This window comes from Pseudomonas sp. BT76 TE3572, assembly GCF_050435365.1.
GTDB classification, from domain to species: domain Bacteria; phylum Pseudomonadota; class Gammaproteobacteria; order Pseudomonadales; family Pseudomonadaceae; genus Aquipseudomonas; species Aquipseudomonas fluorescens_W.
Window position 1 is genome coordinate 4,063,137 of the sequence record NZ_JBNDKE010000001.1, and the last position, 17,365, is coordinate 4,080,501.

General features: G+C 59.7%; 19 protein-coding genes and 2 pseudogenes. 16 read left to right on the plus strand and 5 right to left on the minus strand.

The window, feature by feature from the left end; genetic code table 11:
- The first annotated feature begins 135 nt into the window (after positions 1–135).
- The 4 genes from phaC (ABH912_RS18365) (at position 136) to ABH912_RS18380 (ending at position 5,177) form a co-directional block, all read left to right on the plus strand.
- Complete coding sequence (gene phaC, locus ABH912_RS18365; RefSeq protein WP_429511320.1) at positions 136–1,815, plus strand: class II poly(R)-hydroxyalkanoic acid synthase; 1,680 nt, start codon at positions 136–138, stop codon at positions 1,813–1,815.
- A gap of 62 nt (positions 1,816–1,877) precedes the next feature.
- Positions 1,878–2,732 (plus strand): poly(3-hydroxyalkanoate) depolymerase, encoded by an 855-nt coding sequence (phaZ, locus tag ABH912_RS18370; protein WP_429511321.1) that lies wholly within the window; start codon positions 1,878–1,880, stop codon positions 2,730–2,732.
- A gap of 114 nt (positions 2,733–2,846) precedes the next feature.
- Positions 2,847–4,529: a class II poly(R)-hydroxyalkanoic acid synthase gene (gene phaC / locus ABH912_RS18375; protein WP_429511322.1), complete on the plus strand. Its 1,683-nt coding sequence runs from the start codon at positions 2,847–2,849 to the stop codon at positions 4,527–4,529.
- A gap of 27 nt (positions 4,530–4,556) precedes the next feature.
- Entirely contained in the window at positions 4,557–5,177 is a 621-nt protein-coding gene (locus tag ABH912_RS18380) for a TetR/AcrR family transcriptional regulator (protein ID WP_033055348.1), read from the plus strand.
- Between the two features lie 278 nt (positions 5,178–5,455).
- On the opposite strand, the gene ABH912_RS18385 is transcribed toward ABH912_RS18380, so the two are convergent.
- The 3 genes from ABH912_RS18385 to ABH912_RS18395 form a co-directional block, all read right to left on the minus strand.
- The gene (locus tag ABH912_RS18385; RefSeq protein ID WP_033055347.1) at positions 5,456–6,286 is read right to left on the minus strand and encodes a phasin family protein; all 831 of its coding nucleotides are present in this window, start codon (positions 6,284–6,286) and stop codon (positions 5,456–5,458) included.
- 10 nt (positions 6,287–6,296) lie between these two features.
- Entirely contained in the window at positions 6,297–6,719 is a 423-nt protein-coding gene (locus tag ABH912_RS18390) for a phasin family protein (RefSeq protein WP_033055346.1), read from the minus strand.
- A gap of 243 nt (positions 6,720–6,962) precedes the next feature.
- Positions 6,963–7,238: a polyhydroxyalkanoic acid system family protein gene (locus tag ABH912_RS18395; protein ID WP_056741153.1), complete on the minus strand. Its 276-nt coding sequence runs from the start codon at positions 7,236–7,238 to the stop codon at positions 6,963–6,965.
- Positions 7,239–7,393: 155 nt separating this feature from the next.
- Between ABH912_RS18395 and ubiE the strand changes: the two genes are divergently transcribed.
- The 12 genes and pseudogenes from ubiE to ABH912_RS18455 all read left to right on the plus strand — a co-directional run bounded on the left by ubiE (position 7,394) and on the right by ABH912_RS18455 (position 15,488).
- A complete protein-coding gene (gene ubiE / locus ABH912_RS18400) occupies positions 7,394–8,164 on the plus strand; it encodes a bifunctional demethylmenaquinone methyltransferase/2-methoxy-6-polyprenyl-1,4-benzoquinol methylase UbiE (protein ID WP_007948968.1) in 771 nt (256 codons plus the stop codon).
- Positions 8,164–8,787 (plus strand): ubiquinone biosynthesis accessory factor UbiJ, encoded by a 624-nt coding sequence (locus tag ABH912_RS18405; protein ID WP_033055343.1) that lies wholly within the window; start codon positions 8,164–8,166, stop codon positions 8,785–8,787. Before ubiE ends, ABH912_RS18405 begins: the two co-directional genes overlap by 1 nt.
- Positions 8,784–10,388 carry a ubiquinone biosynthesis regulatory protein kinase UbiB gene (gene ubiB / locus ABH912_RS18410; RefSeq protein ID WP_046052145.1) on the plus strand — a complete coding sequence of 535 codons (1,605 nt, stop codon included), beginning with the start codon at positions 8,784–8,786 and terminating at the stop codon, positions 10,386–10,388. The genes ABH912_RS18405 and ubiB overlap by 4 nt, the downstream gene beginning before the upstream one ends.
- Before the next feature lie 78 nt (positions 10,389–10,466).
- Entirely contained in the window at positions 10,467–10,868 is a 402-nt protein-coding gene (gene hisI, locus ABH912_RS18415) for a phosphoribosyl-AMP cyclohydrolase (RefSeq protein ID WP_033055339.1), read from the plus strand.
- Entirely contained in the window at positions 10,861–11,193 is a 333-nt protein-coding gene (locus tag ABH912_RS18420) for a phosphoribosyl-ATP diphosphatase (RefSeq protein WP_008047820.1), read from the plus strand. The genes hisI and ABH912_RS18420 overlap by 8 nt, the downstream gene beginning before the upstream one ends.
- A gap of 25 nt (positions 11,194–11,218) precedes the next feature.
- Positions 11,219–11,491 carry a twin-arginine translocase TatA/TatE family subunit gene (locus ABH912_RS18425; protein ID WP_033055338.1) on the plus strand — a complete coding sequence of 91 codons (273 nt, stop codon included), beginning with the start codon at positions 11,219–11,221 and terminating at the stop codon, positions 11,489–11,491.
- 10 nt (positions 11,492–11,501) lie between these two features.
- Complete coding sequence (gene tatB, locus ABH912_RS18430; protein ID WP_033055337.1) at positions 11,502–11,963, plus strand: Sec-independent protein translocase protein TatB; 462 nt, start codon at positions 11,502–11,504, stop codon at positions 11,961–11,963.
- Positions 11,960–12,754, plus strand: coding sequence for a twin-arginine translocase subunit TatC (gene tatC, locus ABH912_RS18435; protein ID WP_033055335.1), 795 nt, complete (start codon positions 11,960–11,962; stop codon positions 12,752–12,754). The genes tatB and tatC overlap by 4 nt, the downstream gene beginning before the upstream one ends.
- A complete protein-coding gene (locus tag ABH912_RS18440; protein WP_429511323.1) occupies positions 12,751–13,458 on the plus strand; it encodes a 16S rRNA (uracil(1498)-N(3))-methyltransferase in 708 nt (235 codons plus the stop codon). The genes tatC and ABH912_RS18440 overlap by 4 nt, the downstream gene beginning before the upstream one ends.
- Before the next feature lie 113 nt (positions 13,459–13,571).
- A pseudogene (locus ABH912_RS18445) lies at positions 13,572–14,366 on the plus strand (methyl-accepting chemotaxis protein); the annotation flags it as partial.
- A 93-nt stretch (positions 14,367–14,459) separates the two neighbouring features.
- Positions 14,460–14,633 (plus strand): annotated as a pseudogene (locus ABH912_RS18450) (HAMP domain-containing protein); the annotation flags it as partial.
- A gap of 141 nt (positions 14,634–14,774) precedes the next feature.
- Entirely contained in the window at positions 14,775–15,488 is a 714-nt protein-coding gene (locus tag ABH912_RS18455; protein ID WP_429513128.1) for a methyl-accepting chemotaxis protein, read from the plus strand.
- A gap of 148 nt (positions 15,489–15,636) precedes the next feature.
- Here ABH912_RS18455 and ABH912_RS18460 read toward each other — a convergent pair whose 3' ends face one another.
- Both ABH912_RS18460 and ABH912_RS18465 read right to left on the minus strand, forming a co-directional pair.
- Positions 15,637–16,371, minus strand: coding sequence for an amino acid ABC transporter ATP-binding protein (locus ABH912_RS18460; RefSeq protein WP_429511324.1), 735 nt, complete (start codon positions 16,369–16,371; stop codon positions 15,637–15,639).
- Positions 16,364–17,323, minus strand: coding sequence for an amino acid ABC transporter permease (locus ABH912_RS18465; protein ID WP_429511325.1), 960 nt, complete (start codon positions 17,321–17,323; stop codon positions 16,364–16,366). Before ABH912_RS18465 ends, ABH912_RS18460 begins: the two co-directional genes overlap by 8 nt.
- Positions 17,324–17,365: the final 42 nt, after the last annotated feature.

Here is a 17,365-nt window from a genome sequence, read left to right on the forward strand (position 1 = left end):
AGGTACCTGCAGTGCTCTCTGAACTGAAAAGCAGCGATGCAGAATTAACGGTCACCCGAGCAGTAGTACCTGGCATTGGCTGTGGACTGCACAGCTGGACCCAGGTACTCGTCTCAGGACAATGGAGCGTCGTAGATGAGTAACAAGAATAACGATGACCTGAAAGTTCAGGCCTCGGAAAATACCTTGGGGCTGAATCCGGTCGTTGGACTGCGTAGAAAAGATCTGTTGGGCTCTGCCCGCATGGTGCTGACCCAGGCCATCAAACAACCGATTCACAGTGCAAAGCATGTCGCTCATTTCGGCATCGAACTGAAGAACGTGCTGTTCGGCAAATCCGCGCTGCAACCGACAAGCGATGACCGTCGCTTCGCCGATCCGGCCTGGAGCCAGAACCCGCTCTACAAACGTTATTTGCAAACTTACCTGGCGTGGCGCAAGGAGCTCCACGACTGGATCGGCGAAAGTAACCTCTCGCCCAAGGACGTCGCACGCGGGCATTTCGTGATCAACCTCATGACCGAAGCCATGGCCCCGACCAACAGTGCGGCCAACCCGGCGGCGGTCAAACGCTTCTTCGAAACCGGCGGCAAAAGCCTGCTCGACGGCCTTTCCCATCTGGCCAAGGATCTGGTGAACAACGGCGGCATGCCGAGCCAGGTCAACATGGGCGCGTTCGAGGTCGGCAAGAGCCTGGGCGTCACCGAAGGCGCGGTGGTGTTTCGCAATGATGTGCTGGAGCTGATCCAGTATCGGCCGACCACCGAACAGGTGCACGAGCGCCCACTGCTGGTGGTGCCACCGCAGATCAACAAGTTCTATGTTTTCGACCTGAGCCCGGAAAAGAGCCTGGCGCGCTTCTGCCTGCGCAACAACATGCAGACGTTCATCGTCAGCTGGCGCAACCCGACCAAGGAACAGCGCGAGTGGGGTCTGTCGACCTACATCGAAGCGCTCAAGGAAGCGGTCGACGTGGTCACCGCGATCACCGGCAGCAAAGACATCAACATGCTCGGCGCCTGCTCCGGCGGCATCACCTGCACCGCCCTGCTGGGCCACTACGCCGCGCTCGGCGAGAACAAGGTCAACGCCTTGACGCTGCTGGTCAGCGTGCTGGACACCACCCTGGACAGCGACGTGGCCCTGTTCGTCGACGAACAGACCCTCGAATCCGCCAAGCGCCACTCCTATCAGGCCGGCGTACTGGAAGGCCGCGACATGGCGAAAGTTTTCGCCTGGATGCGCCCCAACGACCTGATCTGGAACTACTGGGTCAACAACTACCTGCTGGGCAACGAGCCGCCGGTGTTCGACATCCTGTTCTGGAACAACGACACCACACGGTTGCCCGCAGCGTTCCACGGCGACCTGATCGAGATGTTCAAAACCAACCCGCTGATCCGTCCTGACGCACTGGAAGTGTGCGGCACACCAATCGATCTGAAGCAGGTCACTGCCGACATCTTCTCCCTGGCCGGCACCAACGACCACATCACCCCGTGGAAGTCCTGCTACAAGTCGGCGCAACTGTTCGGTGGCAAGGTTGAATTCGTACTGTCCAGCAGTGGGCATATCCAGAGCATTCTGAACCCGCCGGGCAATCCGAAATCGCGCTACATGACCAACACCGAGATGCCGCTCAAGGCTGAGGAGTGGCAAGAAAACTCCACCAAGCACACCGATTCCTGGTGGCTGCACTGGCAGGGATGGCAAGCCGAACGTTCGGGCAAGCTGAAGAAGTCTCCGAGCAGTTTGGGCAACAAGGCTTATCCGGCGGGCGAAGCTGCGCCGGGCACCTATGTGCATGAGCGGTAATTGAAGTAACACACGTGGGAGCGGGCAAGCCTGCTCCCATACACACCTACAGGGCTCCGTGCATGCCGCAACCGTTCATATTTCGTACCGTCGACCTGGATGGCCAGACCCTCCGCACGGCGGTACGCCCCGGCAAGCCTCACTTGACGCCCTTGCTGATTTTCAACGGCATCGGCGCCAACCTGGAGCTGGTGTTTCCGCTCGTCGCGGCGCTGGACCCGGACCTGGAAGTCATCGCTTTCGACGTCCCCGGTGTCGGCGGTTCGTCGACGCCAAACCGACCGTATCGCTTTCCGGGACTGGCGAAACTCACGGCGCGGATGCTCGACTATCTCGACTACGGGCAAGTCAATGTCATCGGCGTTTCCTGGGGCGGCGCCCTCGCCCAGCAGTTCGCTTACGACTATCCCGAGCGCTGCAAGAAACTCGTTCTGGCGGCCACGGCGGCTGGCACGGTGATGGTGCCGGGCAAGCCGAAAGTCCTGTGGATGATGGCCAGCCCACGACGCTACATCCAGCCGTCTCACGTGATTCGCATCGCGCCGATGATCTATGGCGGTGCGTTCCGTCGCGATCCAACCCTCGCCGCCAGCCATGCCGCCAAGGTCCGCTCGGCCGGCAAGCTCGGATACTACTGGCAGCTGTTCGCCGGCCTCGGCTGGACCAGCATTCACTGGTTGCACAAGATCCACCAGCCAACCTTGGTGCTGGCCGGTGACGACGATCCACTGATCCCGTTGGTCAACATGCGGTTACTGGCCTGGCGGATTCCCAACGCCCAGTTGCACATCATCGATGACGGGCATCTGTTTTTGATTACCCGGGCCGAAGCAGTGGCACCAATCATCATGAAGTTTCTCGAAGAAGAACGTCAGCGTGCCGTGATGCATCCGCATCCAGCGCCATTGGGCGGCTAATCGGCCCATTGTCAGTCGGGAAGACGCAGCGCCGCGCAACAACCCGCAACAGCGTCTATGGTGTTCTGGTTCGGAGTAACTGTATTTGGCCTGAAGACGAAGGAGTGTTGATTCATGCGCGAAAAACCAGCGAGGGAATATTTGCCCACTCCCGCCGCGTTCATCAACGCACAGAGTGCGATTACCGGCCTGCGTGGTCGGGATCTGTTTTCCACCCTGCGCAGCGTTGCTGCCCATGGTTTGCGCAACCCGGTGCACACCGCCCGACACGCCTTGAAGCTGGGCGGTCAACTGGGCCGCGTACTGCTGGGCGAAACCCTGCACCCGACCAATCCGCAGGACAATCGCTTTGCCGACCCGGCGTGGAGCCTCAATCCATTTTATCGCCGCAGCTTGCAGGCCTACCTGAGCTGGCAGAAGCAGGTCAAACACTGGATCGACGAGAGCAACATGACCCCGGACGATCGCGCCCGCGCGCACTTCGCGTTCGCCTTGCTCAACGACGCCATGGCACCGTCCAACAGCCTGCTTAATCCGCTGGCGATCAAGGAGATCTTCAACTCCGGCGGCAACAGCCTGGTGCGAGGCATCAGCCACCTGGTCGACGACTTCCTGCACAACGACGGTCTGCCCAGACAAGTCACCAAGCAAGCTTTCGAGGTCGGCAAAACGGTCGCCACCACGACGGGCTCCGTGGTGTTTCGCAATGAGCTGCTGGAGTTGATCCAGTACAAGCCCATGAGCGAAAAGCAGTATTCCAAGCCGCTGCTGGTGGTGCCGCCACAGATCAACAAGTACTACATTTTCGACCTGAGCCCGCACAACAGCTTCGTCCAGTTCGCCCTGAAGAACGGCCTGCAAACCTTCATGATCAGTTGGCGCAATCCGGATGTACGTCATCGCGAATGGGGGCTGTCGACGTACGTTGAAGCCGTGGAAGAAGCGATGAATGTGTGCCGGGCGATCACCGGCGCTCGTGAGGTCAACCTGATGGGCGCCTGCGCGGGCGGACTGACCATCGCCGCGCTGCAAGGCCATTTGCAGGCCAAGCGACAACTGCGGCGGGTGTCCAGCGCGACCTATCTGGTGAGCCTGCTCGACAGTCAGATGGACTCGCCTGCGACCCTCTTCGCCGACGAACAGACCCTTGAAGCGGCCAAGCGCCGCTCGTATCAGAAAGGCGTGCTGGACGGCCGCGACATGGCCAAGATCTTCGCCTGGATGCGTCCCAACGATTTGATCTGGAGCTATTTCGTTAACAACTACCTGTTGGGCAAGGAGCCGCCGGCGTTCGACATCCTTTACTGGAACAACGACAACACACGTTTACCGGCAGCCTTGCATGGCGACTTGCTGGACTTCTTCAAACACAACCCGCTGAGTCATCCGGGTGGTCTGGAAGTGTGTGGCACGCCGATCGACTTGCAAAAAGTCAACGTCGACAGCTTCAGCGTCGCGGGCATCAATGACCACATCACCCCGTGGGATGCGGTATATCGCTCGACCCTGCTGCTGGGTGGCGAGCGACGCTTCGTGTTGTCCAACAGCGGCCATGTACAGAGCATTCTCAACCCACCCTCAAACCCGAAAGCCAACTTCGTCGAGAGCACGAAGCTGAGCGGCGACCCACGGGCCTGGTATTACGACGCCAAGCAAGTCGACGGCAGTTGGTGGACTCAGTGGCTGGGCTGGATTCAAGAACGTTCAGGCGCGCTAAAAGAAACTCACATGGTGCTTGGCAACCAGAACTATCCACCGATGGAGGCAGCACCCGGTACTTACGTGCGTGTGCGCTGACGTTCAACGAACCATTAAGAAGACTGGATGAAAACCCGCGACCGGATTCTCGAATGTGCTTTGCAGTTGTTCAATCAGAAGGGCGAGCCGAACGTCTCCACCATGGAAGTTGCCAACGAAATGGGTATCAGCCCGGGCAACCTCTACTACCACTTCCACGGCAAGGAACCGTTGATTCTCGGACTGTTCGAGCGCTTCCAGGCCGAACTGGCGCCCCTGCTCGATCCACCGGCCGATGTGGAACTTGCGCCGGAAGATTACTGGCTGTTCCTGCACCTGATCGTCGAGCGCCTGGCCCATTACCGGTTTCTGTTCCAGGACCTGTCGAACCTCGCCGGGCGCTTGCCGAAACTGGCCAAGGGCATACGCAACCTGCTCAACGCGTTGAAGCGCACGCTGGCTTCGTTGCTCGCACGATTGAAGGCTCAGGGGCAATTGGTCAGCGATACCCAGGCGTTGGGGCAGTTGGTGGAACAGATCACCATGACGCTGCTGTTCTCACTGGACTATCAGCGGATTCTTGATCGCGAGGGTGAGGTGAGATTGGTGGTGTACCAGATCATGATGCTGGTGGCGCCGCATCTGCTGCCCCCGATCAAGGTCGCGACGGAGCAGTTGGCGCTTCAATACCTCGAAGAACACGAGTGAACCAGTTGGAACCCCTCACCCTAACCCTCTCCCCAGGGGGTAGAGGGGACTGATCGAGTGGTTCATCCGAACTCCATCGACCTGAATTACCGAGTCGAACTCAGGTCTGGAATTATCCCCAATTGGCTCCCTTTCCCCCTCTCCCCACTGGGGCGGTCCGACGTTTCGGGAGGGCTGGGGTGAGGGGTGGTTCTGGAATTCACCGTATTCCCCTGCCGACTACCCAAACAAAAACGCCCGACCTTCACAGGCCGGGCGTTTTCTTGAGCCCTGAAAAATCAGGACTGACTGGTTGGCGTCGAAGGAGCTGGCGCGACAGTCGGGGTTACAGCAGGGGTCGGCGCAGTAGCGGAGTTCGAAGTGCTGACCGGTGCCGGGGTTGCCGGTTTGGCGGCAGCCACTGCTGGTTTTGGCGCAGCCGCTTTCGGAGCCGCCGGCTTTTTCACCGCTGGCTTCTTCGCTGCGGCAGGTTTGGCCGCTGGCTTGGTAGCGGGTTTGGCCGCTGCAGTTTTGGCAGCCGGTTTAGCGGCTGGTTTTGCTGCTGCTTTGACCGCTGGTTTTGCTGCTGCAGGTTTCGCTGCGGCAGTTTTGGCCGCTGGTTTGGCAGCCGGTTTAGCGGCAGCTTTAGCCAGTGGTTTGGCAGCGGACTTCGCCGCAGGTTTGGCCGCTGCGGTTTTCGCCGCAACAGGCGCCACCTTGGCACCGGTGAGTTTTTCGATTTGCTTGGTCAGGGTATCGACCTTGCTGTGCAGTGCTTTGACTTCATTGCGGCTCGGTACACCCAGGCGCGAAATGGCGCTGTTCAGACGCTTGTCGAAAGCCCCTTCCAGCTCATCCCACTTGCCCAGTGCGCGATCTTTCACGCCGCTGATGCGCGACTTGGCCGACGAAGCAGAGTCCTTGGCAGCATCAACTTTCTTGCCGACAGCGCTCTTGGTGAGCTTCTCGGCTTTCTCGCCATCTTTAACCAATGTATCGAAGAGTTTGCTGCCGTCAGTGTCGATCTTCGAGTACACGCCTAAACCAGCCAGCCAGATTTTGCGGGAGTAGTCTTCGACTTTCCCGATCCACGAGCTGCCTTCTTTTTCGGTGTTCTTTTTACCAGCCATCCCGTTCTCCTTAAGATTTACGCGCGACGCGTTCGAGCAATGCCGTCAGCTCATCGAGCTTGGCAGAGAGTGTCTCAACGTCATGTTTAGACGGAATGCCGATACGATTCAAGGTACTTGCGACACGCGAGTCAAAAGCCTTCTCGACCTTGTCGAGTTGAAGTTCGACCTTACCTTTGAAAGTAGTGACTTCACTCTTGGCTTCATCGATCTCGGCATTGGCCGCTTCAAGCTTCTCGGCAACTACTTTTTTGCCTTTCTTTTCAACAGTTTGACCAGCTTTAATCAACTCTTGAAAGTACTCGCTGCCCTCTTGGCCGACCTTGGCGTAGGCACCCAGGCCTGCCAGCCAGATCTTGCGGGCATAAGATTTAACGTCGCTCAGAGCAGTCGTCGAAGCGTCGATTTTTTTCTTCAAAATAACTTTGGCCATGGTGCACCTCACGCGCAGAAGGTTTGAGGAACTGCCCGCGAAAGAGTCGGGCTCAGGCACAAAGTAGTGAGAATAATTAGAAACGGCACCCTAACAACTGACACAAAACCTTGGGCACACCACAAAACAAATGTAGGAGCGAGCCTGCTCGCGATAGCGGTCTATCAGCCAAAATTGATGTCGACTGACAGACTGCTATCGCGAGCAGGCTCACTCCTACAAGAGTTGCATGTCACGTGAAAATCAAACCAACGCTTTATCCAGGGCCTTTTCGATTTCCGATTTGATCGTGCCGCTCATGGCCGACATCAACAGGCCAAGTTCGACATCGACCTTGATCGAATCCTCGCCCACATACACCGCGCCTTTCACACCGGAACGCTTGAGGTTCAGGGTATCGCCGGACCATTGCGGCTCCAGGCCATATTGATCGGACAGTTTCTGCGCCAACTGGTCGGCCTTCTCGCGGGCCGCTTCCTTACCCAGGCCGTGGGAACGCTCAACACTAATACGGGCCATCGAATGACTCCTGCTTTATGAATACTTTCCTGACGCATCTTGACCGCTACTGCGGCAAAACGTCCCGGTGGTTACCTATCTTACCTGCAGCCTTGCCAAGACAAAGCAGGCCACCGGGATTAGAATGTCCCGCATTCTCTTTTGGTGACAGCGATATGACTGATCAGCGCAAAGGCAGCGATGCCGAACCCACCACTCACTTCGGCTTCAAAAACGTTCCGGAAAGCCAGAAAGCGGAAAAAGTCGCTGAAGTTTTCCACTCGGTAGCCGCCAAGTACGACTTGATGAACGACCTCCTGTCGGGCGGCATGCACCGTCTGTGGAAGCGTTTCGCGATCGAGCTGTCGGGTGTTCGCACCGGTAACCGCGTGCTGGACATCGCTGGAGGCACGGGCGATCTGACCAAGAAGTTCTCGCACCTCGTTGGCCCGACCGGCCAGGTCGTGTTGGCCGACATCAACGAATCCATGCTCAAGGTCGGTCGTGACCGCCTGCTGGATCTGGGTGTGGCCGGCAACGTCGAATTCGTTCAGGCCGATGCTGAAAAGCTGCCGTTCCCGGACAACCATTTCGACTGCGTGACCATCGCTTTCGGCCTGCGCAACGTTACCCATAAAGAAGACGCCCTGCGTTCGATGCTGCGCGTGCTGAAACCGGGCGGCCGTTTGCTGGTGCTGGAGTTCTCCAAGCCAACCAACGCGCTGATGTCCAAAGCCTACGACGCCTACTCGTTCGCCTTCATGCCGCTGATGGGCAAGCTGATAACGAACGACTCGGAAAGCTATCGCTACCTGGCCGAATCGATCCGCATGCACCCGAATCAGGAAACCCTGAAGTCGATGATGGTCGAGGCCGGTTTCGACCGCGTGACCTACCACAACATGACCGCAGGCATCGTCGCCTTGCACCGCGGCATCAAACCCTGATGTTGCTGGCCGGCCTGCTCGCCAGCGTTGAACTCGGTCTGAACCGGGTGCTGCGTCTCGACAGCACGGCGTTGCCGCGGCTGGCGCATTTGAGTGGCAAGGTGATTGCCGTCGACTGCCGCAGCCCGGCGCTGCAAGTGTTCATCCTGCCCAGCGACGAAGGCTTGATGCTGGCTTCTCACTGGGAGACCGGTGCCGACTGCACCTTGCGCGCACCGGCCTCCAGCCTGTTGAAACTGGCCATGAGCAAGGACAAGACTTCGGTCCTGCATGCTCCTGAAGTCGAACTCGACGGCGACAGCGGCGTGCTGCTGGAACTGGCGGCGATCCTTCAGGACCTTGAGCTGGACTGGGAGTACGAACTCTCGCGCTGGCTGGGGCCGGTCGCCACGCAACTGCTCGGCGGTCATCTGCGCAGTCGCGCACGCTGGTATCAGCAAGGGTTCGCCAGCCTGAACCAGAACCTTGGCGAGTACCTGGCCGAAGAATCGCGCGCCCTCGTCGGTCAGCGCGAAGCCGAAGCCCGTTTCAGTGAACTGGACCAGATCAAACTCGATCTGGAACGTCTCGAGGCGCGTTTCGAGCGCCTTTCCCGATCCCTCGACCCAAGCGATAACGCATGAAGCTGCTTGCCGTCCGCCGTTTGTTGCGCATCCAGCGCGTTGTGATTCGCTACCGCCTCGATGACCTATTGTTCGCCCTGCCACTGCCGTGGTTTCTGCTGGCGCTGCGCTACGCCTTGCCGTGGCGCTGGTTCCCGCGCAAGACGCTGGACCTGAGCCGTGGCGCGCGATTGCGTCTGGCGTTGCAGGACCTGGGACCGATTTTCATCAAGTTCGGGCAAATCCTGTCCACCCGCCGCGACTTGCTGCCAGAAGACATTGCCGATGAGCTGATGAAGCTGCAGGACCGCGTGCCGCCGTTCGACTCGCAAGTGTCGGTCAATCTGATCGAAGAACAACTCGGCAAAAAGATCAGCGAAGTCTTCAGCCGCTTCGACGTCGAACCGCTGGCTTCGGCCTCGGTGGCGCAAGTGCATGCCGCGCAGCTGAAAACCGGCGAAGAAGTAGTGGTCAAGGTCATCCGCCCAGGCCTCAAGCCGATCATCGCGCAGGACCTGGCGTGGCTGTTCATCCTCGCCCGCGCCGCCGAAAAGCTCTCGGCCGACGCGCGCCTGCTGCACCCGGTGGACGTGGTCCAGGACTACGAAAAAACCATCTACGACGAACTCGACCTGCTGCGCGAGGCGGCCAACGCCAGCCAGTTGCGGCGTAACTTCGACGGCTCGCCGCTGCTCTACGTGCCGCAAGTCTATTGGGACTGGTGCCGGCCGAAAGTGCTGGTGATGGAGCGCATCTACGGCATTCAGGTCACCGACCTGACAACCCTGGCCGACCAGCGCACCGACATGAAAATGCTCGCTGAGCGCGGCGTCGAGATCTTCTTCACCCAAGTGTTCCGCGACAGCTTCTTCCATGCCGACATGCACCCCGGCAACATCTTCGTCAGCACCGTGAACCCGTGGAGCCCGCAGTACATTGCGATCGACTGCGGCATCGTCGGCAGCCTGACCCCGGAAGACCAGGACTATCTGGCGCGCAACCTGTTCGCGTTCTTCAAGCGTGATTATCGTCGCGTCGCGCAGTTGCACATCGACTCGGGCTGGGTACCGGCGGAAACCAAACTCAACGAATTCGAGGCGGCGATCCGCACCGTGTGCGAGCCGATTTTCGAAAAACCGTTAAAGGATATTTCCTTCGGTCAGGTGCTGATGCGCCTGTTCCAGACCGCCCGACGCTTCAACATGGAAGTGCAGCCGCAGCTCGTTTTGCTGCAAAAAACCCTGCTGAACATTGAAGGCCTGGGCCGTCAGTTGTACCCGGACCTCGATTTGTGGAACACCGCCCAGCCGTTCCTCGAACGCTGGATGCGCGAGCGCGTCAGTCCCAAAGCCTTGATCGGCAACGTGCAGAGCCAGTTCGAACAGCTACCGCACCTGGCCAACATGGCCCGCGACCTGCTCGAGCGCATGTCCCAGCCCCACGCCTACGACCCGCCGCCACCGTGGCACCGCCGCAAGGATGATTGGCTGCTGCGACTGCTCGGCTGTGCGCACTTGGCCGGCGGCACCATACTCGCTGCCGGTGGGCCGCTGAACGAACTGGGTCATTGGCCGGCCGGGATCATGGTGGCCGTCGGCTTGTATCTGGTCGTTCGCCGATAGCCAGAGCACCCGCACGCTGGCACACTGTTTCAACGCCTGCCCGACTAATGAAGTGTCGGGCCGCTGTCGGAGTCGAAGATGAAAAACTGGCTGGACGAGATCAAGTGGGACGCAGATGGCCTGGTGCCGGCGATTGCCCAGGATCACAAGACCGGGCGCGTCCTGATGATGGCCTGGATGAACCGTGAAGCGCTGGAACTGACCGCTGCCGAGAACCGCGCCATTTACTGGTCACGCTCCCGTGGCAAGCTGTGGCGCAAGGGCGAAGAGTCCGGCCACGTGCAAAACCTGCATGAGATGCGCCTGGACTGTGACGCCGACGTGATCATCCTGATGGTCGAGCAGATCGGTGACATCGCTTGCCATACCGGCCGCCAGAGCTGCTTCTATCGCGTCTTCGAGAACGGCGACTGGAAAACCGTCGACCCGGTGCTCAAAGACCCGCACGCCATCTATTCCGCAGGACACACACATGAGTGACACTCTGACCCGTCTGGCCGAAGTGCTGGAGGAGCGCAAAGGCGCCGCCGCCGACAGCTCGTATGTCGCCAGCCTGTACCACAAGGGCTTGAACAAGATTCTGGAAAAAGTCGGCGAAGAGTCGGTCGAAACCATCATTGCCGCCAAGGATGCCGCCATCAGCGGTGACTGCAGCGATGTGATCTACGAAACCGCCGATTTGTGGTTCCACAGCATGGTCATGCTCGCCCAACTGGGGCAGCATCCACAGGCTGTACTCGATGAACTGGACCGTCGTTTCGGTCTGTCCGGACACGCCGAGAAAGCCTCGCGTCCGTCCGCCTGAACAACTATTAGAGAGGAGCAGCGACATGGGCATTTTTGACTGGAAACACTGGATCGTCATCCTGGTTGTTGTCGTACTGGTGTTCGGCACCAAGAAACTGAAAAACCTCGGCACTGACGTGGGTGAGTCGATCAAGGGCTTCAAGAAAGCCATGAACGACGACGAAAAACCGGCTGATCCGACCGCGACGCCGTCCCAACCGGTACCACCGGTTCAGCCGCAGAACTCGGTGAACCAGCCGCACACCATCGACGTGCAGGCGCAAAAAGTCGAAGAGCCGATCCGCAAAGACGTGTGAGCACTGACTAATGTTTGGTATCAGCTTCTCTGAACTGCTGCTCGTCGGCCTCGTTGCCCTGCTGGTGCTGGGCCCCGAGCGTCTGCCGGGTGCTGCGCGCACCGCCGGCCTGTGGGTCGGCCGTCTGAAGCGCAGCTTCAACGCGATCAAACAGGAAGTTGAACGTGAAATCGGTGCCGACGAGATTCGTCGGCAGCTGCACAACGAGCACATTCTGTCGCTTGAGCAGGAGGCGCGGAAGATTTTCACGCCGACTCAGCAAGAGGCCACGCCGGTTCAGCCGGTTGAACCTGTGGCGGAGCAGACGATTCAGGCTCCGACTGCAGAAGCTACACCTGCCGCTGCACCGACGGAAACGGTGAAAGCTGTTGAACCTGCGCCGGTTGTCGCGTCCGTAGATCCTGTTGCTCCTGCCGCCGCGCCGACAACGCCGGCTCCTCACGACACCACTTTGCCGCCGCGAGCCCCATGAGCGATCTCCCAGAAAACGACCAGCACATGCCGCTGGTTTCGCACCTCACCGAGTTGCGTACCCGCCTGCTGCGTTGCGTAGCTGCAATCTTCATCATCTTTGCCGGGTTGTTTGCCTTCACCCAGCAGATCTACACCTTCGTCTCCACGCCGCTGCGTCAGTACCTGCCCGCCGGCGCGACGATGATCGCCACCGACGTGTCGTCGCCGTTCCTGACGCCGCTTAAGCTGACGATGATGGTCTCGCTGTTCCTGGCGATCCCGGTGATCCTGCATCAGATCTGGGGCTTTATCGCGCCGGGCCTGTACAAGCATGAAAAACGCATCGCCGTACCCTTGCTGGTATCGAGCATCATGCTGTTCTATACCGGCATGGCGTTCGCCTATTACCTGGTGTTCCCGCTGATCTTCAAATTCTTCGCCTCCGCCACCCCGGCCGGCGTGGAAATGATGACCGACATCAGCAGCTACCTCGATTTCGTCATGACGCTGTTCTTCGCCTTCGGCGTAGCGTTCGAGATTCCAGTGGCCGTGGTGCTGCTGGTGTGGATCGGCGTGGTCAACGTCGCTTACCTGAAGAAAATCCGCCCGTACGTGGTCATCGGCTGCTTCGTGGTCGGCATGGTCCTGACGCCACCGGACATCTTCTCGCAGACACTGTTGGCCGTACCGATGTGGCTGCTGTTTGAAATCGGCATCCTGTTCGGCAGCCTGATCACTAAGCGCGGCGAGCACCCGGACGACCAGCCGGCCGACGATCACAACGACCAGCCGCCAGCGACTCAACCGTGAACCTGCTGCTGCTCGAAGAGGCCGATTTCATTGCGGCCGACCGGGCGATCCTGCGTGATCGCCGGTTGACGCACATGCAGGAAGTCCATCGCTCCGTTGTCGGTGACAGCCTGCGCGTCGGCCGTATCGGCGGGCTGATGGGCTCGGCCGAACTGCTGCGCCTTGACGCCGATGAAGCCGAATTGCGCGTCACCCTCGACCAGCCACCACCGGCCAAGCTGCCGCTGACCCTGGTGCTGGCCCTGCCAAGGCCCAAAATGCTTCGCAGGGTGTTTCAGACCGTGGCGGCCATGGGTGTGCCACGAATCATTCTGGTGAACAGCTATCGCGTCGAGAAGAGCTTCTGGCAAACCCCGTTCCTGGAGCCCGAGGCGATTCGCGAGCAGTTGATTCTCGGCCTCGAACAGGCCCGGGACAGCGTGCTGCCGGAAATCGTCATTGAGAAACGCTTCAAGCCGTTCGTCGAGGACCGTCTGCCAGCGATCAGCGAGGGCACCCTCGGCCTCGTCGGCCACCCCGGCAACTACCCGCCCTGCCCTCGCGGCCTAAACGAACCGGTGACCCTGGCCATCGGCCCCGAAGGCGGCTGGATTCCTTACGAAATCGACCTGCTGGGCAAGGCAGGTCTGCAACCGGTGCAGCTCGGCGACCGCATCCTGCGGGTCGAAACCGCCGTGACCGCCCTCCTCTCACGCTTGTTCTGAAAGACCGACGGACGCGCTTCAGTTCGAGCGCGCCGGGCCGATGCAGTGTGTAACAACAATAATCTGCAGTTGAACCCGACCGGCTTTCGCCTGTTCCCGATGGAGTACTTCACATGTCTCGATGGTTAACCCAGAGTCTGGGAAACGTGAGCGTAAGTCTAAAGCTCGGAATGGGGTTCGGTCTGGTATTGCTGCTGACCCTGCTGATTGCTACCACTGGCTGGATGGGGCTGAGCACCTTGATCGACCGCGGCGAAAAGTCTGCGGCAATATCGCAGTTGAGTGAATTGAGTAAAGACCTGCGTGTCGCCCGCTTGAGTTTTGAACTGCAGAAGGGCCTTGAAGGCTCCACTGAAATCGCTCGTCTACGGGACCAGCTTGAACAGAAAGGGCAAGAACTTCGCCAACTTCTGCAAGACCCGAAAGACCGGACCATGGTCGATGAAGAGACAGTCTTGCTACGCGACTACAAAAGCGACCTCAACAACCTGACCGTGGCGATACAGAATCGCGAAACCAGCCGCAGCAACCTTGGCACCAATGCAGACCGCGCCGTTTCACTGATTGGCGAGCTTGAAAAAACGCTATTGCAGAGCGAAAACATCGCGCAGTACAACAGCGTTGTCGAACTGAACAAACTCATCCAGCAAGCACGCTTCCAGGTTCGTGGCTACACCTACAGCGGCAAGACCGACGCGGAACAGCCAGCCCTGGATGCCATCGATCAGGCCCTGAGCAGTATTGCCAGCTTGTCGGGCAAACTGCCTGAGCAATATGGCGCCAACCTGCAACAGGCTGGCGAAGCGCTGAAAGCCTACCGTAGCGCCGTCGGCCAATACCACGACGCGCTGATCAGCAGTACGCAAGCCTTCAAACAGATGGGTGAAAAGGTCATGCGTGTGTTCGAATTGAATACACAAATGAACGCAATACAAACCATCAAACGCGACAACGAAGCCCGGCAGGCCAAGACCATGCTGAGCATCGCCGCTGCTCTGGCGATGCTGCTCGGGGTTCTCGCCGCCTGGAGCATTACCCGGCAGATCGTCATCCCGCTGCAGCAAACCCTGCAAGTGGTCGAACGCGTGGCATCCGGCGATCTCAGCCAGGACCTCGACGCCCAGCGCCGCGACGAACTCGGCCAGCTGCAACGCGCCATACACCGCATGACCGTCAGCCTGCGGGAACTGATCGGAGGCATCAGTCAAGGAGTGACGCAGATAGCCAGCGCCTCCGCGCAGCTGTCAGCCGTCACTGAACAGACCAGTGCCGGGGTCGACAGCCAGAAGGTCGAGACCGACCAGGTAGCGACCGCCATGAACGAAATGACCGCCACCGTTCAGGAAGTCGCGCGTAACGCCGAAGAAGCCTCCGAAGCCGCCGTCGCCGCCGACCAGCAGGCCCGCGAAGGTGACAAAGTGGTCGGTGAAGCCATCGCCCAGATCGAGCGTCTGGCCAAGGAAGTCGGCAACTCCACCGAGGCCATGAGTCATCTCAAACGCGAAAGCGACAAAATCGGCAGCGTGCTCGACGTGATCAAATCCGTGGCCCAGCAAACCAACCTGCTGGCCCTCAATGCGGCCATCGAGGCCGCGCGTGCCGGTGAGGCCGGGCGTGGTTTTGCGGTAGTTGCCGATGAAGTCCGCAGCCTGGCCCAGCGCACCCAGAAATCTACTGAAGAAATCGAAGAGCTGATCGGCGGCCTGCAAAGCGGTACCCAGCAAGTCGCCACGATCATGGACAACAGCCGCACCCTGACCGAAAGCAGCGTCGAATTGACCCGCCGCGCCGGGGGTTCGTTGACCAACATCACCCGTACCGTCTCAGCGATTCAGGCGATGAACCAACAAATCGCCGCTGCAGCCGAGCAGCAAAGTGCCGTGGCCGAAGAGATCAACCGCAGCGTGCTTAACGTGCGCGATGTGTCCGAGCAGACCTCGGCAGCCACTAAAGAAACCGCGGCCTCCAGCGTCGAGCTGGCGCGACTGGGTACGCATCTGCAGACGCTGGTGGGACGGTTCAAAGTCTAAGAAGCATCGCCTACCCCTGTGGCGAGGGAGCTTGCTCCCGTTCGGCGGCGCAGCCGTCGTAAATCAGGCTGTCGGATTCATCTGAGAACATTTGGGGCCGCTTCGCGGCCCAGCGGGAGCAAGCTCCCTCGCCACAGGGATTTCAGCGTTAGAGGACCTGGCGCAAGAAGGCCTGAGCCCGCGGATCCTTCGGCGCATCGAAGAATTCGGCCGGTGAAGCGTCTTCCAGCAATTTGCCGTGATCGAAGAACAGCACCCGATCCGCCACTTCCCGGGCGAAGCCCATTTCGTGGGTGACGCAAACCATGGTCATGCCTTCCACCGCCAGGGTTTTCATCACGTCCAGCACTTCGCCAACCATTTCCGGGTCGAGCGCCGAGGTCGGCTCATCGAACAGCATGACCTTCGGTTCCATCGCCAGTGCCCGGGCGATGGCCACGCGCTGTTGCTGACCGCCGGACAGGCGCGACGGAAACTCGTTGGCCTTCTGTGCAATACCGACCTTTTCCAGCAACGCCAAGGCCTTGGCCTCGCGCTCCTTCTTGCCGCGCTTACGCACGACTTTCTGGGCCAGGCAGAGGTTTTCCAGCACGGTCATGTGCGGGAACAGATTGAAATGCTGGAACACCATGCCGACTTCGCGGCGATAGGCATTCACATCGGTTTTCGGGTCGGCCAGTTGCAAGCCGTCGATGCTCACCGAACCCGAATCAAACGTTTCCAGGCCGTTGAGGCAGCGCAGGAAGGTCGACTTACCTGAACCGGACGGGCCGATCACCACCAGCACCTCGCCCTTGGCCACGTGCGTCGAAACGTTATCCACCGCGCGAACCACGTGGCCGCGGGTGTCGAAAACTTTTACCAGATCGCGGACTTCAATCACTTTGCGCGAGCCTCCGCTCAAGCCGGCTGGCGATTTTCGACAGCGGCAGGTTGATCAACAGGTACAGACCGGCCACGCAGAACAGGATTTCGAACGGCGAGAACGAGGTGGTGATGACTTCACGACCGCTTTTGAGCAGCTCGGTAATGGCGATCACCGACACCAGAGAGGTGTCCTTGACCAGACTGATGAACTGACCGGCCAGCGGTGGCAGCACTCGCTTGAGCGCTTGCGGCAACACCACGTGGCGCATCGACTGGCCAGCGCTCAGACCCAGGGAGCGCGCGGCTTCGTTCTGGCCACGGGCGATGGATTGAACGCCGGAACGGATGATTTCCGCCACATAAGCACCGGTGAACAGCGACAGCGCGGCGATCCCGGCGAACTCCCGGGAGAGGTTCATCACGGTGCCGATGAAGAAGTAGAAAATGAAGATCTGCACCAGCAGCGGCGTACCGCGCACCAGTTCGACATAGATCGTCGAGAGATCGCGCAAGGTCGGGTTGCTCGACAGTCGGCACAGGCCCGTGGCCAAGCCGATCAGCAGACCGAGCACACCTGAAACCACGGACAGCCATAAGGTGGTCCAGAGCCCCCACATCAGCGGTCCGGCGGCCCAATGGCGGGTCACGCCAATCACGTCGCCTTCAGCCACGTCATCACCTTGGGCGACTTGCAGGCTGTTGTTGTCGACGGTCAGGTGCTGCTCGACACCGGCATCACTGCGCAGGGTGACTTTAGCCTGGTCGCCCTTGCGCACCAGTTCGCTGACGGTGGAGATATCGGCGGCACGCTGGGACTCTTCGGCGTGATAGGCGAAGTATTGCGGCACACGGTTCCAGCGCCATTCGTAGGACATCAGCGAGGTGGCGTAATACAACGCGCCAGCCAGGCCGATCAGCACCAGCACGGTTAACACGTGCCACGGCCATAGGGCTTTTTTCTGTTTCATTGCAGGTTCCGGATTTGTGTTGCCTTGGAGGCACCCATCGCG